This window comes from Sporosarcina sp. FSL W7-1349, from assembly GCF_038003045.1.
GTDB lineage: Bacteria > Bacillota > Bacilli > Bacillales_A > Planococcaceae > Sporosarcina.
Window position 1 is genome coordinate 539,785 of sequence record NZ_JBBOOK010000002.1, and the last position, 18,720, is coordinate 558,504.

At 39.9% G+C, this 18,720-nt stretch carries 15 protein-coding genes; 4 read left to right on the forward strand and 11 right to left on the reverse strand.

Annotation, left to right across the window (positions count from 1 at the left end; genetic code table 11):
• Nucleotides 1–115 precede the first annotated feature (115 nt).
• Entirely contained in the window at nucleotides 116–2,236 is a 2,121-nt protein-coding gene (locus MKY41_RS16595; RefSeq protein ID WP_340746146.1) for an ATP-dependent Clp protease ATP-binding subunit, read from the reverse strand.
• Nucleotides 2,237–2,506: 270 nt separating this feature from the next.
• Nucleotides 2,507–3,883 carry a VWA domain-containing protein gene (locus MKY41_RS16600; protein ID WP_340746147.1) on the reverse strand — a complete coding sequence of 459 codons (1,377 nt, stop codon included), beginning with the start codon at nucleotides 3,881–3,883 and terminating at the stop codon, nucleotides 2,507–2,509.
• A 229-nt stretch (nucleotides 3,884–4,112) separates the two neighbouring features.
• Between MKY41_RS16600 and MKY41_RS16605 the strand changes: the two genes are divergently transcribed.
• On the forward strand, nucleotides 4,113–4,631 hold the full coding sequence (locus MKY41_RS16605) for a YfiT family bacillithiol transferase (RefSeq protein WP_041071930.1): 519 nt from the start codon (nucleotides 4,113–4,115) through the stop codon (nucleotides 4,629–4,631).
• A gap of 544 nt (nucleotides 4,632–5,175) precedes the next feature.
• On the opposite strand, the gene MKY41_RS16610 is transcribed toward MKY41_RS16605, so the two are convergent.
• From MKY41_RS16610 to MKY41_RS16650, 9 genes are all read right to left on the reverse strand, one after another.
• Nucleotides 5,176–6,381 carry a hypothetical protein gene (locus tag MKY41_RS16610; protein ID WP_340746148.1) on the reverse strand — a complete coding sequence of 402 codons (1,206 nt, stop codon included), beginning with the start codon at nucleotides 6,379–6,381 and terminating at the stop codon, nucleotides 5,176–5,178.
• 15 nt (nucleotides 6,382–6,396) lie between these two features.
• Nucleotides 6,397–7,227, reverse strand: a complete 831-nt coding sequence (locus MKY41_RS16615; RefSeq protein ID WP_340746149.1) for a hypothetical protein — start codon at nucleotides 7,225–7,227, stop codon at nucleotides 6,397–6,399.
• The gene (locus tag MKY41_RS16620) at nucleotides 7,224–7,913 is read right to left on the reverse strand and encodes an ABC transporter ATP-binding protein (RefSeq protein WP_340746150.1); all 690 of its coding nucleotides are present in this window, start codon (nucleotides 7,911–7,913) and stop codon (nucleotides 7,224–7,226) included. The genes MKY41_RS16615 and MKY41_RS16620 overlap by 4 nt, the downstream gene beginning before the upstream one ends.
• Nucleotides 7,914–7,931: 18 nt before the next feature.
• A complete protein-coding gene (locus MKY41_RS16625) occupies nucleotides 7,932–8,300 on the reverse strand; it encodes a GntR family transcriptional regulator (protein WP_340746151.1) in 369 nt (122 codons plus the stop codon).
• Nucleotides 8,301–8,699: 399 nt separating this feature from the next.
• On the reverse strand, nucleotides 8,700–11,813 hold the full coding sequence (locus tag MKY41_RS16630) for a hybrid sensor histidine kinase/response regulator (RefSeq protein ID WP_340746152.1): 3,114 nt from the start codon (nucleotides 11,811–11,813) through the stop codon (nucleotides 8,700–8,702).
• A 468-nt stretch (nucleotides 11,814–12,281) separates the two neighbouring features.
• Nucleotides 12,282–13,037 (reverse strand): class I SAM-dependent methyltransferase, encoded by a 756-nt coding sequence (locus tag MKY41_RS16635; RefSeq protein WP_340746153.1) that lies wholly within the window; start codon nucleotides 13,035–13,037, stop codon nucleotides 12,282–12,284.
• Between the two features lie 418 nt (nucleotides 13,038–13,455).
• Nucleotides 13,456–14,625 (reverse strand): HNH endonuclease family protein, encoded by a 1,170-nt coding sequence (locus tag MKY41_RS16640; protein WP_078818348.1) that lies wholly within the window; start codon nucleotides 14,623–14,625, stop codon nucleotides 13,456–13,458.
• Nucleotides 14,626–15,741, reverse strand: a complete 1,116-nt coding sequence (locus MKY41_RS16645) for an adenine-specific methyltransferase EcoRI family protein (protein WP_078818349.1) — start codon at nucleotides 15,739–15,741, stop codon at nucleotides 14,626–14,628.
• A 47-nt stretch (nucleotides 15,742–15,788) separates the two neighbouring features.
• On the reverse strand, nucleotides 15,789–16,505 hold the full coding sequence (locus MKY41_RS16650) for a hypothetical protein (protein WP_078818350.1): 717 nt from the start codon (nucleotides 16,503–16,505) through the stop codon (nucleotides 15,789–15,791).
• Between the two features lie 152 nt (nucleotides 16,506–16,657).
• Here MKY41_RS16650 and MKY41_RS16655 point away from each other — a divergent pair, with 152 nt between their 5' ends.
• Genes MKY41_RS16655 through MKY41_RS16665 form a run of 3 tightly spaced genes read left to right on the forward strand, consistent with a single transcriptional unit; the run spans nucleotide 16,658 to nucleotide 18,669 of the window.
• The gene (locus MKY41_RS16655) at nucleotides 16,658–16,945 is read left to right on the forward strand and encodes a hypothetical protein (protein WP_078818351.1); all 288 of its coding nucleotides are present in this window, start codon (nucleotides 16,658–16,660) and stop codon (nucleotides 16,943–16,945) included.
• Nucleotides 16,946–16,964: 19 nt separating this feature from the next.
• Nucleotides 16,965–17,351, forward strand: a complete 387-nt coding sequence (locus tag MKY41_RS16660; protein ID WP_078818352.1) for a hypothetical protein — start codon at nucleotides 16,965–16,967, stop codon at nucleotides 17,349–17,351.
• Complete coding sequence (locus MKY41_RS16665; protein ID WP_217698593.1) at nucleotides 17,335–18,669, forward strand: FtsK/SpoIIIE domain-containing protein; 1,335 nt, start codon at nucleotides 17,335–17,337, stop codon at nucleotides 18,667–18,669. The genes MKY41_RS16660 and MKY41_RS16665 overlap by 17 nt, the downstream gene beginning before the upstream one ends.
• Nucleotides 18,670–18,720: the final 51 nt, after the last annotated feature.

Consider the following 18,720-nt stretch of genomic DNA (forward strand, 5'->3'; position numbering starts at 1 on the left):
GTCCTTTCTGCAGACGCGAAGCCCCTTTCCCTAATCTTACCGGGAAGGGGGCTTCGTCTCTTTCATTTCAAATCTAAAAACCTGGCCCCTGAATGCTAAGGGGCCTGGTGCCTGATTATACTCTCCGAACTGTGATGTCTTCCTCTGCTGCCTCAACGAGGATCTTTTCAACAGGATCCCCTTCCAATAGAAGGTCTGTCAATGGATCTTCGATTTTGTCCTGGATGACTCGGCGGAGCGGACGGGCGCCGAACCGTTTGTCATAGCCCAACTTGACCAGCATCTGTTTCGCTTCCGGCGTGATGGTGATGTCGATCTGATGCTCTTCAATCGCCTCTTGTACATCTTCCAACATCAAGTCTACGATTTCCAGAAGATTTTCTTCCGTCAATTCATTGAACGCAACGATGGCGTCGAAGCGGTTCAGGAACTCTGGCTTGAAGTAGTCACCCAATGTTTCAAGCATCGTCACTGACTCATGTTCGGTTTTATTGAAACCGACGCTCAACGTCTTCACGCCTGTACCGGCATTGCTCGTCATAATGATGACGGTATCTTTGAAGCTGACAGTCCGGCCGTGGGAATCAGTCAGCCGCCCGTCTTCCATGATTTGCAAGAACATGTTCTGCACATCAGGATGTGCTTTTTCGATTTCATCGAGCAGGACAATCGAGTATGGATTGCGGCGGATCAATTCCGTCAACTGACCCGCTTCCTCATGGCCGACATAGCCTGGAGGCGAACCGATAATTTTCGACACCGCGTGTTTTTCCATATACTCACTCATGTCAAGACGGATGAGCGAATCGCGCGAGCCGAATAACTCTTCCGCCAACACTTTCGTAATTTCCGTTTTCCCGACACCGGTCGGGCCGACAAACAGGAAGGATCCAATCGGACGGTCTTTCGATTTGAGACCGGCCCGGCTACGGCGGATTGCTTTCGCGATTTTATCGACCGCTTCCGCTTGTCCGATGACTTTTTTGCTGAGGTTTTCCGCAAGTCCTTTCATTTTCACTTGCTCTGCCGCCTGTAGCTTCGTTACAGGTATCCCTGTCTTCTCTTCTATAATCTGTTCGATATGGGCAACAGTCACTTCAGCTTGTTGAATTTCACCGTTTTGCACGGCAGCTTCCAGTTTTTCTCGGAGCTGCATTTCTTCTTCGCGCAATTGTGCAGCTTTTTCATAATTCTCCTGTTCTGCCGCCTGCTCTTTTCGCTGGATGATGTCTTGCAGGCGAGCCCGCATGGAATCGGAATCTTCATCGACTTGCACTAAATTCAAACGGGCCCCTGCTTCATCCATCAAGTCAATCGCTTTATCCGGCAGGAATCGATCTTGGATATAACGCTGCGATAAAGTTACGCAGGCCCGCACCGCGTCATCCGGATAGAGCACTTCATGGTAACTTTCATAGCGATCTTTAATACCGTTCAAAATCTGGACGGCATCTTCCGCAGACGGCTCTTTCACGATAATCGGTTGGAAACGTCGTTCAAGTGCCGCATCTTTTTCAATTTGACGGTATTCTTTTAAAGTGGTCGCGCCGATCAGCTGCAAAGTACCACGCGCCAATGCCGGTTTCAAAATATTCCCCGCATCCATTTTGGATCCTTCCGCAGTCCCCACTCCTACCAGCAAGTGGATTTCGTCTACGAACAACAATACTTCCGACCGTGATTCCAATTCCTCGATCAGCTGTTTCATCCGTTCCTCAAACTGGCCGCGAATGCCCGTATTTGCCACAAGTGACGCTACGTCAAGAACATACACTTCTTTGTTCCGCAGCTTCGCTGGCACATTGCCTTCCTGGATCTTCACCGCCAGCCCTTCAGCAATCGCTGTTTTACCGACGCCAGGCTCCCCGATCAAGACAGGATTGTTTTTATTTCTTCTATTCAATGTTTCAATGACACGTTTGATTTCTGTATCCCGCCCGATGACAGGGTCAATTCTCCCTTCTCTCGCTTCGTCGGACAAGTTTTTGCCAAGCTGGTCCAACAGGCCGGGAGCACGGCCTTCTGCTTGTCTTACTTGAGTCTGGGCTTGTTTCCCCCCGTTCTCCTGGAAGAATTGATTCATTTCATTGCTGAAGGAAGGCATATGTCCTGCCGCAAATTGACCTTGCATCTCTTGGTAGCATGCCTGGCATATGTGCATTTGCATCGCCTGCCGGTTCAGTTGAAGTCTAAAGTTCACCGTTGCTTCGTTTTTGCCGCAATGTTGACATTTCATAATAAGCTCCTCCTTTTGTTTATATAGGGTTTTATTTCAAACAGCATATTTTAGAATAAAAGGTCATTGATGTTGACTAACTTTGACCTTGATACCATTTTACCCTGACCTTGTTTGACTTTCAAGAGATATGCTTGTGATATTAGACAAATTTTGAAGGGAGGTAGAGTCGGCTAGACTATCCTCCCTACAGAACAACAAGGAAAAAGCGCCTCCCATCGATTATCGATTAGCAGGCGCTTCATATAAAAGTAATTTTCTGAATTTCACTTACTCCGCGTTTTTCTTTTGAATCGTTTCGTTATATTTCTGGTTTCCCTCTTTGGTAATGTCATTGTAGAGTTTATTGCCGTTTCTCGTACTTTCACTGTAGAGATCGTTGCCCGTCTTTGTGACATAATTATATTTTGCATGCTGATCGGCAATCAAATTACGTGACAGATTGCGGGCGGGATGACCGCTGTCCTCATACTTCGTTCGAAGATACTCTTCTGCAGCCTGCATCCGTTCTTTTTCCCTTAGCGACTTTTCCTGCAGCTCAACTTTTGTATCCCAGGCAAGATCTTGGAGGACGACTTTCTGATCCCATGCTTCGTCTTGGCCTTTCTCTTTCCAGTCCCACCATTGCTGCTGAATCACTTCGTATTGCTTCCGCATATATTTTTTCAGTTCTTTCTCGGAATTAACGTAGATGAATTCCCCGTTCCCTGCATCGGCCACTTTTTTCAGCAAGGTCTGCCCTTCATTATCGACATCATAGCCGATAATATTGACGACCGTCTGAATATTGCCCGAAACGAGTTCTCCCGCCGCTTTCACCGGATCGCCGCCGCAGGTTTCGATGCCGTCGCTTACTACGTAGACAACCGCTTCATCCGTATCTTCCGGAATATCTTCTTTCACGGTTTCCAGGACAAGTCCGATCGGCGTCCAGCCTGCGGGTTTCACGTTGTGTAGTGCCTCCCGGAACGCCGTCTCTTCAAACTTCCCATTATAGAAATTTTCCGTGCTGCTGCAGGAAAGCTCCTTGTCCGATTGGTTGCCGGAGCCTTTATGGCCATACCCCCGCATCGACACGGTCGCATCCTCCGGTATCTGTTTGGCGAAATCCAAGACCGCATCCTTCGCCGAATCCATACGTGATTTGCCGTCCGCCATCGCTTTCATGCTTCCGCTCGCATCGATCAAAATGGCGTAATGTGCCGTTTTCAGCTTCGGCTCGTTCACTTGTCCATCGGGCCTTTCATAATCTACCGCCACCGTTGGATCGAATGTTAGAAAAGTCTTCATCCCCTCATAATAATCTTCTCCAAGAAGATGCAGCATTTCATTCAAATACTGCTCCTCCGTCAGATTATCCGGCCACTCGTCCATCGCTTCCTTGACTTTTTCTTCATCGTAGTTATTTCCGCCGTAAATACCCGGTTTCCGGAGAAGTTTTTTTTCCACGTCCGTCAATTCACGATCAACGCCAGCAACCTCGTAATACTCGGGCTTCGCTAGTTCAAATTCGTTCGATTCTTGTTCAGCCGCCGTTTTTGTCTCTGTCTGCGCCTGATTTTCCGCCTGAACTTGCGTTTCTTCTTTAGCCGTACAGCCTGCCAACAGGATAAGCGTACAAATCAGGCCATATAAAAGCTTTTTCATCCTTCTTTCTCCTTTGTCATTGTATTAATTGAATTATAGCGAATTTAGCAGTCGACAAAAGACCGGATTTGTAAAATCATCCGAATGACGCAGCCAGTGTCTGTGCATTCAGGGTAGTTTCAATTGGTTTGAATCGGCTAAAATTTCCGGAATAATTCATCAATTGTAAGATTAATGATATATTTAGTGGAGAAGCAAAACAAATAGCACAGAAAGAAGGTATGGCAAAATGGATGTAAAGTTTCCAATCGGGCCATTGCAAGTTCCCGAAAACGTAAGCGTAGCCGATATTCAAAAATGGTGGAAGGAAATCAAGACATACGCGGATCGACTAAGACAAACGGTTGGCTCATTAAGCGATGAGGAATTAGAGAAAACATACCGCGAAGGCAGCTATACTGTACGTCAGCTTGTTCATCACATAGCGGATTCCCAGCTGAATATGTACCAACGCCTGAAACTGGCTTTGACAGAAGACACTCCGACAGTCCCGGCTTTCAATCAGGACAAGTGGGCCGTCCAGCCGGATACCGAGCTTCCCGTAGAAAGCTCCATTAAAATGTTGGCAGGCATAAATGAACGTCTCGCAGCACTGTTCGGCAATATAACGGAAGAGCAGCTAAATCGGTCATTCATTCATCAAGTAAACGGTGAGATTACCGTGGCAACAAAATTGGCGAAATTAGCATGGCATGAAGAGCATCACTTAGCCCATATCAAACTTGCATTGGCAGACGGAAAGTCTTGACCGCTTTAACCTTATAGCAAACATTCGTTGTTTACGATTGCAAAACACCAGGCATCCTTAAAAGGCAGATGCCTGGCTTTTATTTCATCCACTGTGCAAGTCCATGCTGCCTATGGGAGCCTGAAAATTTGTAGAACGTGCTACCAAGACTGGTAGAAGCATCTTTCAAAACCATTGCCTCTCATTCCTCTCTTATCTACTCTTTATACCTCAATAGTTTTACGATATATCTTCATTGTTAAATATAGCTACTATTTCAGTATAGTATGTTGTACAATCATAAGGGCTCTTAAAGGAGGGTACAAAGTAGCTCAAATTCATTCGAATAAAAATACCTATTATATTCGGTCTTAAAATGAAAGGTGAATTTCATGAAAAAAAATAGAATCACATTGAAATTAGGATGGTTTTTGCCGACTTTCATGGTAACTATAATTATTGTACCATTTCTTTTATTAGGTTTAATATCTTACAAAGATGCTGTTCTGCCAACAACATTCTTAGGTTTGTACGAGACGACAATCGAAAAAAGCATCCTATCTTTTTATTGAGTAAACCCTATTTCATTTATATAAAGTTGAAAATCCTGATGGTCTTCTTGTTGATGTTTCAATTTTAATTTTCCTTCATATAATGACTCCCCTGTTGGCAAATCACTTATAATTAGGGCTTGTCCACTACTTGTAGCATAAACAATATATATTTTTCCATTCATCACCTTACTATAAGATGTCTGCTCTTCACCCGTACTATCTGGTAAATCAAAGGTCAACTTTTCGTCCCATTTACCAGTTTCGATATCATACCGGTTGACCTCTAAACCATTCGCTGCTTGTGACGGAACATAAATTGTAGAGTTAATGATTGTCGATGCGCCGTCTATAGTTGCCAGTATGTCGTCAGGTCCCACTAACTTTTCGGATCGATTCTTTTCTATATTGTACACCAGGTATTCAGACGCGACTGTAGTTGGTTGACCATCGCTTTGTACCAATTCCTCTTCAAAAGCCTCGATTCGAATCAAAAGATAGTTAAATCGTTGGAAAGGTTCAACATTATTGATTACTTGCATGTCAGACCATCCATTCTTTACTGTGGGAGTAGAAGCAATGATGTTATCACTTACCAGTTTCCCCTCTTCCACATCAATTGTATAGACATGGAATTGGTATTCCCCCTTGCTATCTTTTCGATACCCCTGGGTGATCACCTTTAATTCACCATCTACTACTTGAACAGCCTCCACCTGCATCCAACCGTAACTCTCTCTTTCTGGGACATCTAGCCGGAGTGCTGTACTTTCTTTTGTTTCTTTATTCAGCACTTCAATATCAAAGGATAAATCCTTTGCAGGATGCACATAGGTTTTCGCTGTAACATTGGCATATGCCAGTAATTTTTCATCTTCAAAAAAATAATTAGGCACCAGATCCTTGCTCCGCATAAAATTCTTTTGCTGTTTCACTAAATCATCAAACATCGGCGGTACATGTATTCTATCCAATTTTTGTAGAAAGGATTGATTATTTAGATCTCTGGTTTCTTCATTAGTAATTTGTATGGGCTGGGACGAGCGATCCCAATAAACACCGTCTATCATTACGTTCTTCACTTCATCCTCATTGCCGCTTACTTTTTCAAATTCAATTTCCACACGCTTATTTGCGGCGAAACTTGATTGTGTGTAAAAAGTTCCGATAACAAGCAGCGTAACCAAACAAATCGAAATGATTTTCCAATAGCGCTTCATCTGTATGACCTCCCGTCAAACCCTTACTTTGTTCTTCATCAGAAAGTGGCCTATCCAAATTGCACAAGCTAGGACAAGAAGACCTGCCGATAACTCCATGAAAAACAGTTCCTTTGGATAAAAATAACTTTTTAACATGAACTCATTCACTAGTATCGGTGCAAAAAAGACGAAAAGGGAAACACCACAATACAGAAGACCATACACAATCCCTTTTAGGCGATAAGAACGTTCAAACAAAATGGCTGTAAACACAATACATACAGCTGCAATACCAGTGCCGTAATAAAGAATAAATTCAATAAAAGTATTTGGAAACAAGATATCCAAATTGTTGATATTCGTAATCTCACTAACAGAAAGATCCGTACGAAACTCACTTGGAACCATCCACTGTAACACCTGAATTTCAACTGGCAATAATACTAGTTGTAAGGCAACGAGGCCTAAAACATAAAGTAAAATCGTTGTCGCTTTTGCTAAATAGATATGAATACGCGCTGTTGGCAACATGAACAAACGATAACTGAATGTGTTTTTTCCAAGCCAATCACGATACCAAATAAAGAAGACATAAATCACTAATATAACGCCGGAAACTACAATGGGTCCCATAAACCACGCTGTCTGAGTAATATTAAAAAAAGACATCGGCCCATAGCTTTCGATAAACTCACTCTTTGGCATGAATTCCTTGTAAATCAACTCATTCGCCCGATTTACATACAATTGGGCTTCCACAATAACCCCAATAACTTGCGAAAGAATCGTAAGTCCAATTAAAACGAGATATAGCTTTAAAAAACGGATAAACTCGAAATTGACTAACTTCAAATAGCGATTCATGCTTGATACACCTCTCTCATGACATCAATTACCGATTTCCCTTCTGTTTCCCTTACTTCTTCTGTATCAAATTCTTTTAAAACTACACCGTTATCTAGCAGAACCGCTTTATCAATCAAATGTTCGATATCATTAATTTCATGCGTCGTGATAATAACGCCGCGGCCTTCAATTAAATGACTCGTAAATACGTCGGCAATTTGCTCACGGCTAAATATATCAATCCCTGAAAAAGGTTCGTCCATTAAGACATAATCGACATCCATGGCTAACCCGAGAATCAGGTTTACTTTGGCGGTATTTCCTTTTGACAGTTCAGAAATTCGATCTGTTTCATTCAGTTTAAAAAAGTGAAGAAGTTCACTGGCACGGGCCTTGTTCCAGCTGTCGTAAAAGTCGGCCATGAATACAAAGGCTTCTCGTATTTGCATATGCGGCAGCATTGTTATGGTATCCGGTATGAAGGTAATTTTTTCATAGCTCTCTTTATGAATTTTGGCACCATCAATGAGGATTTCACCACTATTAATCGGCGTTAATGCCATAATCGCTTTCATAATAGTTGTTTTCCCGACACCATTGATGCCAATTAAACAAGTAATCTTCCCTTTTTCTGCGGTAAAAGACACGCCTTTCAACACTTTCTTCTTGCCAAACTTCTTTGTTACATCTTTTATTTCAATCATGAAGATCCCCCTATTTAATTAATTTCCCTTTTCGTACGTATCCTTCACTAAATTCAAAGCCTCGTGTACAGGTACATTGATGGTTCGAACCGACTGAACAAACGTCTCAACCGCCTCCAAAATCAGTTCCTCTCTTACCATTTTTAGCACCTGCTCATCTTTCGTAATGCGGCTAGGTAAATTCCCCTCTGTGAAAATCAACCCTTGTTCCTCCATTTCTTTATACGCTCGCTGCGCCGTATTGGGATTAATCTTAAGCCGATTCGCCAGTTCCCTTCTTGACGGAATCTCCTGACCCGGCTCAAAGGTACCTTTTGCAATCTGTTCTTTAAAATGCCGAATCACTTGCACATAAACAGGATCTCGATTATTAAACTTTACCGCCATAGACCCAACTCCTAAAATTTATTAATACACTGTATTAAGAGCGTAATACATCAACCGCAAAAAAAATGTACAAGACGCCATCTGCAAATATTGTATGAAGCCTGCCATAATGGAATCCATTTGGAAAATAGCTGTTATGTATTAATGTGTTAATACACTTCATGTTTTGTATTATACACTTAATACACTTTTAATGTCAAACAGCATTTTTCACGTTTGACCTGACGCAAGTAAGTATCACACCTCCAATAAAACATCCGCTCGGAAAACGCCACAACCCTCCCCCGGATAAGACCAGGAAAGGGTTGTAGAGAATCATATATAACCATGTTCAATATTTGTAGTACACTACGGGCGACTTTAAAACTGTATATTTTATACTCTTTACTATTGTCACTTTTAGATGTCCGTTGGTATTGTGAATTTAATAGCCGTACCGACGCCTGGTGTGCTGGAAACATGCAACCCCTTGCCATATAATCGCTTCAGGCGTTGCTCAGTGTTGAGTAATCCAATACCTTTTTTCTGGTCTGGTTGCATCGTAAATAGTTGTTTAATCATTTCTTCTTCCATTCCTACTCCATCATCTATAATAGCGATTTCCACATAACCGTCCTTTTTTCGGATTTGTATGTGGATCGTACCTCCATCTATCTTCTTTAATACTCCATGATTAACGGCATTTTCTACTAATGTTTGAATCGACAAGGGCGGCACCATGACTTTCTCTTCGATTTTGTCCAATTCCCATTCTATATGAAGCCGTTCCCCAAATCGTTCCTTCTCAATATATAAATAAGATGTAAGTAAATCGAGTTCATCTTGAAGCGGGACGACCTTGTCCAAATTTTTGAGATAAAAACTGCTTTGCAAATAATGGGAGAACCTCTCCAGGAGACGGCTCATGCGCGGTATATCCATTTCGCTCAATGAAACAATCGCATTAAGTGTATTCAACATGAAATGTGGGCGAATTTGCGCTTGAAGCCAGGCCGCTTCCATACGTAATCGTTCATGGATGGATGCTTGTAAGTCTGTTAGAGAATGAACCCGAACATTCAATTCCACTGCGTCAACCGGTTTTGTCACATAATCATTTGCTCCTGCCAGAAAACCTGTGTAGATATCCCCCGGGTTGCTTCGCGCCGTCAAAAGAAGGATGGGAAGTTCGGATATTGAAAATTTCTCTCTGATGGCGCGGGTCAATTCATATCCCGATAGGTTGGGCATCATAACATCTGAGATGACCAAATCCCATTTTTTTAGTTCCAGCTGTTGTAATGCTTCTTTCCCGCTTGTGACGGTCTTCACCTCATAATAATCCTGTGAAAGGATATTGGTTAACACTTTCAAATTCACCGGATCATCGTCGACAGCCAAAATTTTCGGTCTATAGGAGGAAGCTGCTTTTTTTGAAAATGCCTGAAACATCGCCTGATGCATGGCAACCGGTGTCCCTTTAACGAGAACCCCGCTCGTGCTTGTCGGAATTGCTGATTCCGCAACTTTCTCCTCGACGAAATCTCCCGCCAATGGCAAGGTGAACGTAAATACCGAACCTTTCCCCTGGACCGAACTTGCTTTTATCGTACCTCCGTGCAATTCGACCAACTGTTTACATATGCTAAGACCTAGACCGAGCCCGCCTCCGATTGCCGTCATGCTGGAATCTACTTGTTCATACGGATTGAAAATCGTACGCAGTGCTTTCTCGCTTATCCCTATGCCCGTATCGGCAATATGGACGCGGGCTGTTTCTCCTTGAATGTCCGCATCGATTGTAACGATACCCTCCGTCGTATATTTCACCGCGTTATGAAGAAGATTGAACAAAATTTGAATAAGCCGGTTTTTATCCCCCAATACATCGGGAAAATCATCTGAGATGCGAACTTCCAATTGAATATTTTTATTGTCAATTAAAACTTTAAGCATGTCGACAACAGCCAATGCGATTGCCTGTATATCGAGACGATCCTTTTGCAACTGAATACGATGCTCCTTCAAACGGGTGACATCCAGCAAATCTTCCAGTGTCCGTGACATGTGATAGCCGATTGTCAGTTGAAGTTCCAAATCATTATATGTCTTTTCATCCAGTCGATCCGATCCATTTTGTAAAATGGATTGCGAGATATTAAGAATGCCGTGCAACGGATTGCGAAGTTCATGGGACGTGTTCGCAAGGAAATCATCCTTGTGTTTAATCTCTTTTTGGAGTTTAGCCGCAAGTTTTTCGTTGGACGAGTTTAAAGCAAGCAATTGCCTATTCTGCTGTTCCGTTTTCCGGGTCGTCTCCGCATAACCTTTGCTCATCAAGATGACATGGATTAGTATGTAGACAGCGACCGCTGGCAGCATCAGCTCCGTCCCTTGGTACCAATTGTTCCCTATGGCAAAATCATTGAAGAATGCAAAAAATATGAGAAGCATCCCGACCAGGTTGATTTTCGCGGTCTTGTTATTGTTCTGGATGCTTTTATAAATAACATATAATAGATAGAAAAAAGTAGGGATAGCCAAATTAAATACCTTGAAGAAAAGTGCTTGGAAAAAGACAGGCTGTGTAAATAAAGTCGCCACGATGGTCGCCATATGCACGAGGACGAGTCCATACATCACCTTTTTGGAAAACTCCTTTTCATGCCATTTCCATAGTAAAATGACATAACACATGGAGGTCGCTTCCGTCAAAATATACTCCAGCCGGGTTCCCCAGAGCCAAGACATATCCAAAAAGACGAGCGTGTAGTAAAAGGGAACGGAAAATAGGGCCCGAACAGAGATGAGCATGGAAAAAATTCCGAATATGAAAAACACATGCTCCTGTCTCCGATACCAGGCAAATAAAATCATGAACATGCCCATAATGAAAATACACCCATTCATAAATAGGGTGCCAATCATATTCGTATTGAATTGTTTGGAAACAACCGAAGCATCCCCCATATAAATAGAGTTCTCAAACCCTCCCCGGATGTGGTCAAAACTAGATACTTGGACAGTAAGCTGTACTTCATCTGATTGTGCAATGAAATAACCCGTCCTCGGCGCCATTTCACTGCGATGGGAAGTAGAATCCCTCCCCACCATGCCGTTGTCGACAATCTCGGTTTGATCGACGAAAAGTGTATAGGCACTATATTGAAACGGGATATGAATTGCCAATGTTTTTCCGACATATTCCTCTGGAATTTTGACCATTACACTATAAGTTCCAAAAGAATTGACCTCCCCCGTTTGGGTTTGAAACGAGCTGGGCAACGAAACGGTTCGTCCCGTTCCGCTTCTACCCCTTGCTTTCACTTCCTCAGGCGACAGCAATTCCTTATCAAAAAAGCTCCATTCTCCATCTAATGCCGTATAAAAAGTTTTCGAGTTTAGCTCATCTTCAAAATCAAGCATTTGCAACGAATCGGGCTGCTCTGCCGAAACACTGGCACTGCCAAACCCCATCATTAAAAATAAAATAGCAATAAAAACGAACGACCGCAGTTTATATATAAACCCCATCCAACACTCTCCTAAAAGACTCGACCAAGAAATAGACTTGTTTGTTTAAGAGCTTCTATTAATTCAAACAGGTTTGAATGTCTTCTGTATCGATGTCCCATTTCCGTATGTTGTTATATCTTCTATATTCATCTTAGCATGGTCTGGGTAGAAATAGGATGAAGTTCATCGCTTGTTTGAAAAGGTCTCTAGTGGAAAAGGAACCCATAGTAGATGCTTAGGACCAATTATCATTAGGATGCTTTGATTTTATAAAGTTGTCTTTCCGAAGCAAAAAAAGTATAATTTTTTAATTTGAGGAATGAGAAATTAGACTATAAGGCTATAAAGAAATGTACTGACAGCATAATTCCCCTTAAATAATTGTGGAAATTGGAAAAGATAAATAGCCCTGCATCCGAAAAAAGTCGAACGCAAGGGCTTCGTAAGCATGCTCTTTATACACCCGATTGGGGAATTTTGAAATCATCATACTTCCCCCAAATAGCTTTTTGTATTATTGGGGATAATTACTTTGCCATTTTCGCTATATTTCTCAAATAAATTCGTTAATGCAGCAATGAAGGGATTGTACTTCTTGTCGGTCTTCTCGGGGGAAAAGGAAGCGGATAAATACCTGCCCAAAAATCCTTTGAAATCAAATTGCAAGTCATTGCGAAAACTCTTTAACTCATACTTGCCATCTTTAAAAAATTGCTGATATACAACTGGAGTTTCCTCTATTCCACCGCTAAACCCGCTAAAATTGGGGCAGTACTTTTGGCAAACTTCAGCACTTTCCTTGTTTATATCGCTCGATTCGTCTCGGCTATTCCATACAAGGGCCACTTTTGCATCCTGTTTCAAAATCCGTTGGCATTCTACGCTGAACTTGTTTTTGTCAAACCAATGAAATGCCTGTGCTGCGGTTACTAAATCGACACTATGATCATTAATAGTTGTGTTTTCAGCCGTTGCCCTAAGCGAAATAAAACGGGAATCGGGCTGCAACGATTGTTCCGCCAAAGTTCTCATATCATCATTTGGTTCCACCCCGATGACAGTAAATCCCCTCTCCAGCAGCTGCCTGCTAAATATTCCAGTTCCCGAACCAATATCTGCAATCATACACCCCTCCTGTAAACCAGATTCCGCAATTAAATACTCTACATATTCAGGGGGGTAACTAGGACGGTATTTTGCATATACCTCAGCTTTGTCTGTGAATTTATCAGTTGATTTCATAAAATCACCTTTTCCATTTTTAATGGTTTCATTCTCTTTAAAATTAGTCTCCCCTGTTAATACAAAAGGAAACAACGGCAAAATTATTCGGGGATTACATTGATTTTTAACTAAGGGTATTCAATCCAATTCTCAACATGAAAAAACCCCTTCCCGATTATCCCGGGAAGAGGCTGTAAACGTTGATATGATGCTGATATTAACGTTTTGAGAAATATACAAATAAATTCCAAGCATATTGTATACATCAATATCCATTTATACCGACATTTCAGGAATTTTTAAATGGATTAAGATGTATGTAAATGGATTGTAATTCACATTACTTGAACCACTTTGCACCACAACAATAAGTAGATGCTAGTTGAATACTACAAAAACTACTTTCCTAATCCTTAGATAAATGGTCAAGTATAAATTATTTATTACCTTTTGCACGGTTGTGAATTTTGCATAACATCTGGCAATTTTTAACGTCAGTTGCTCCGCCTTTACTCCATGCAGTAACATGGTCGGCGTCCATTTCTTTTAATGTCCAAATTTTATTTTTATTTGAATCATGACCTATCGCACACAGCGGACAATTTGAATTGCCTTTTTTCTTCGCTTTTGTAGTCTGTTGCGAATACACACTTTTTTTGGTAGCCTCGTCAAAAATTCTTACTTCAAGCAACTTTGTATCTAAGGAACCGCCAAGAATATACTCAAAAATTCCTTTGCGTTTTTTAATATATGGATCTCCGTATAGTTTTCGCACTTCTTCAGAAACCTTTTTTGGACTATACGATTTACTATGATATTGTTCGTAAAGTCTACCCCATTCTAATCCCTTCATTTCATCCTCAACATCTATAAATATGTTGGAAACCCAATCAAGAACCGTATTGAAGTAAGTTTTTAATTCATCAATATTATTGTCATAACGATGCCGAGTCATATATTCGCTAATATTCCCTTTACTCACCCACTCAAGAGCACGTTCTAAAAAATCCTGTCGATGGGCATTTCCTTTTATATAGGCACTCCATTTTTGAATATTTGAATTTCGGCTATTGCTAAATTCTGCTTTACAAAGAGTAACAAAAGGACCTGAATATACAGCATTGAGTAATTCCTGATCATTAAGAGGAACACCAACAATATTTATTGTTTTAAACCATTCTTTTATCTTACTTTCCGTTCCTTCACACTCGTAGATTAGAAGTTTTGTTCTTAATATCTGTTCTTTTTTATCTAATGCCAAACCGTCAAAAATTTGCTCCATACCATTCTCGTCTTTTATTGCAAATTTATTTGTAATGAAGCGACCAATACTTGTGATGCGTTGTTGTCCATCTAGGACTTCAAAATTATCCTCGCTGACTTTATTAAAGTATATTAAACCAATAGGGTACCCTTTTAATATTGACTCAATAACAGCAACTTCCCTTTTACCATCTTCGGAAGCATAAATATAATTCCTTTGGTATTCTGGTTGTATAACAAGCTTCCCTGAAAGTCCAAACAAGCCTCGCCCTTCAAGCTCATTATAAACAAAGCCTTCACATATATTCTCGACTGTAATATCTGTTCTTAATATAGTTTTCATTTAGTCAGCCTTCTTTTTAATCAGAATTCTTTTATAAACGTACTTTCCATTAACTTTCCCATTCCATGTATTTCCATCATAATCTAGGGAATAGTTGTAACCTCCCACAATTTCGAACTGTTCCGGGTTATATTTATCTAAAAAAGTGATAGGTACTCCCATCACACCGTCATAATCACTGGGTATAGCATCAGTATAAGGAACCTCTATCGCGTCATAGTTATCGTACTTTTCATATTCTTTCCCTCTAACATTCTTATGGGAACTAAACTTAATATTATCACTCATGGTCATTAGTGGTAATTCCTGGTGTCTCTTTCCATGATCTAAATTTGTAAGCCATAAACAATTATTGGTGGAAACGATTCTATTTCCCTCCTCATCTATTCGAGCTTCTGTTCCATATAGCTCGTATGAATCGGGAACAATAAAACCTGATATCCATCTACCCATTCCAGTTCCTAACCAAATTTTGTTTTCCTTAATTAAAGGGAATACTTCTTTATACGAAATAGCATTTATATTTCCTATTATCAAGAATTCTTTATTATAGTCAACGAGTTGTTGTACATACTCCCGGAACAGACTAAATGGTGGATTAGTAACTATGATATCGGATTGCCTTAATAAAGCTATGGACTCTTCACTACGAAAATCACCATCGCCTTCTAGTGGCATCCATTCATTTTGCTTATTTTTTTTGAGCTGCAATGCCACATCTTTCAAGTTAAATTCGTTGTCTCCATCTATGTCGCCTACTTCATTAATAATAAATCTGTTGGCAGTTACCTTAGGGAGGTGATCATATAATTCTGTAAGACTTTCATCGTCGCTAAACAATTCCAATTGTGTATTGGCGACAGGAGAAGGTTTGTAACTGGTAGTAATAAGCTTTTTCAAGCCAATTCTTTTAAAGTTTAAAACAAAATAACGAAAAAAGTTACTCTCATATGGGTCATCGCAGTTACAATATACAACTTTATTCCTGAATACATCAGGATTATATTCTAGATACGCTTCAACTTCTTTTTGAATATCACTATACAATGTATAAAATTCATCGCTTTTTGATTTTTTCGCCTTGTGCAAGTATTTGTTCGTTGCCTTTCTTGTCATTTTTTCTCCCTCACTTTTTATACTCGTCATTAGCTTGTATTATATACTTACTTGCCACTTCTTTTGATATCATTTAATAATTCTAGTATTTCTTCTAATTGTTGATTAATATTTAGTGTTAATTTAATGTGGTACTCTTCTTTTTTGCTTAACATTGCTGAGGATTCTGAAATGTCGCTTTTAATAAATCCTGCAAGATTGTTTAACATATTGGCGTTCTCTTCAACTCCTCGGTACATACCAATATAATACTCTTTAGAGTCTTCTAATTTTTTATTTTGATGTATTAAAAACTTATTTTGTCCAATTATAGCATTGTATTTTTGTATTATAGTTTCACCGACAATTCTGGTCAGCTCATCAACAGCACTATAGATATGCTTATTGTCTAAGTAGTTGTTCATAACTTCTTTAAATTCGACTTCGATATCATCTTTCCAGTCATTACTTATAAAGTAGTCAATTGGTTCCTCCTCAACCCGCACGTAGGTATTGCTAATTGCGAATGATCTTAGAGCTTCTACAAATGCACGATTATATAGTTTTCTAGGTCTTCCTTTACCCTCTAACTTTTCATCTTTAATTTGCGGCTTACCAATTTGAGCAAATTCTTTATTTAGATCGACTCGATTTGCCTCTCTACGAAAAGAAGACTCTGTTATCTTATTTCCATCGAGCGCCAATTCTTCAATAGCTTCTTCCATTGAAAACCATTGATTCTTTAAATCCTCTATTTGACTTGACTCTCCTTTCCAAAAGTTCATTTAAAATCACCTCACATAATTAATACCCTACATATATCAACGTTGTTAGCATTTAACTTCATTTTTCCCGAAAAATCACTAGTTTTATAATTGAGTTAGAAAGTTTTTAAGCAATTACTTTCTCAAGTATACCAGAAAGGAGGAGAAGCCTCATGAGTTTTGCAGGTTATCACTTAGGGTCGGCGAAATGGTCATACCCTGCAATAGTAAGTATCGGTCACTTCCTAGAGGATTTCTCATCAGAACTAACGATAGAAAACCTCAATGAAAACTTAGAAACCCTAAAAAGTTACAGAGATAGACTTGGCGACGACAAAATCACACTCATCTTTAAAAACTGTGAACTAGCAGTTAAAGGAATTGACGAAGTCGTCAACACAATCTATGGACTCGAATACGCTCTCGATCAGTTACAAAAAATCAGTCAAAAGAAAAAATAAAAGAAAGAGGTTATGAAATATGCCGATCGCAAACGCATGGGTATTCACTGAAACTAAGTTCAAAGCAGAAGAATTTCTAAAAAATACTGGAAATATGTATCGTCTGGTATCCCAACGCCCTTATATCAGCAAAAAAGACCCAGATGAAAAAGGCATTACGTTAACTCTGTCAATCACCAAAGATGAGACTGAATACGGTATTGATAAAAAAACAGGTATGAAACGAGACAACAATATCCTGAATACCTTTGATGTTACCGTCTTAAATGGTAAAGAGCGTATTGAAGTTAGCAAAGGCGAGTATGTACGATTGATCGACTTCATTAATGAAAAGTCTTTTGTGATCGGGTTTGACTTGATTCTTCGCTTTAAAAATGTGGAGAAAATCAATGTTAAGCCAAAGTAAGTTACGAACTAAAAGGCAGCAAAATGCAATCTTGCTTTACAGTTCTTTGCTAATGCTTACTGTCGTAGCTTATTCCCTGAATCTAATCGACTCCCAACTCATGTTGGGAGTCGATCAATTAAAAGACATGAGTACTTTAATCACTAGATTGGTAGCTGTAGTTGTATTGTTTCAAGCGGTTGTTTGGTTGTACCGTAATAAAGCATATAGGGGTTTAAAGTATGCTTTTAATCACTATGTAAACGTACTAAGACTAAGAAGAGCATTCTTGGATGCTAACTACTTCAATAAAAGACTTTACCTCAATACAGAAATAGCCGAGTTACCAAAAATCAACATAGAATTCAAGACCAATTTTTCAAATGCAATTTTGTCCATTGAAAACATAAATATTAACAAAGACATTGGCGATGTGAGTATCTCTTTTGCGCTAAAGAATTTCATTGTGGACAGAGCATATTTATCTAAAAATGAAAATTTCTTTGTTTTCGAAATTTATGACAGCACTATAGATCAGCAACTTAAATTTAACGACCTTCAAGCAATTAGAAGTTATTCCTTACAATTAGACGACTACACATTAGTCATCGATAAATCTACAAATATTTCATTGTACGGTACTTTGCTTGTTGGTCAAACTGGATCAGGCAAAACATATGCACTGTACTCGCTAATTCTTCAAATGTTAACTAAAAACGTGAAGTATAATATTTACTTCGCTGATCCCAAAAACTCAAGTCTCGCTGTGCTCGGTGAAAGAATTTCAGCTGAATGTACTGCCACAAGTATGGAAGATATCATCACCTTACTACAAAGTTTCAATAAAAGTATGGAAGATAGAAAAACTGAACTTAAAAATAAATTGAACACAAAGTTAGAAGCTACCTATGCTGATTTTCAATACGAACCGTATATATTTATTTTTGATGAATTTGCTAGCTTCCAAACCGTATTACAGACGATGGAAAAAAAGAAACGTGATGAAGTTATGAAGCTAATGTCTCAGGTCGTTCTACAAGGAAGACAGTTAGGTTTTTTCCTATGGATTGTAATGCAGAAGTCAGATGCCACTTTATTGCCGACTAATTTACGTGAAAATCTTCCCGTTAAGTTCGTTCTTGGCAATGCGGAAAATCAAACCTATACAACTGCATTTGGTACTGGAGTAGATATCCCATCAAGAGATTTCAACTTGGGTCAGGGTGTCTTCACTTGTCCGATTGTAGCTAACACACCGAAAATATGTCACTTCAGTTATTTAGATTTTGACATTTTAGAAGCTGTGACCTTTTTAAAAAAGGAGCGAGGGGTTGTGTAACAACCCCCGCTCCTCCTCACAAAAAAATCACGTCTATGCTTGATATGGCAA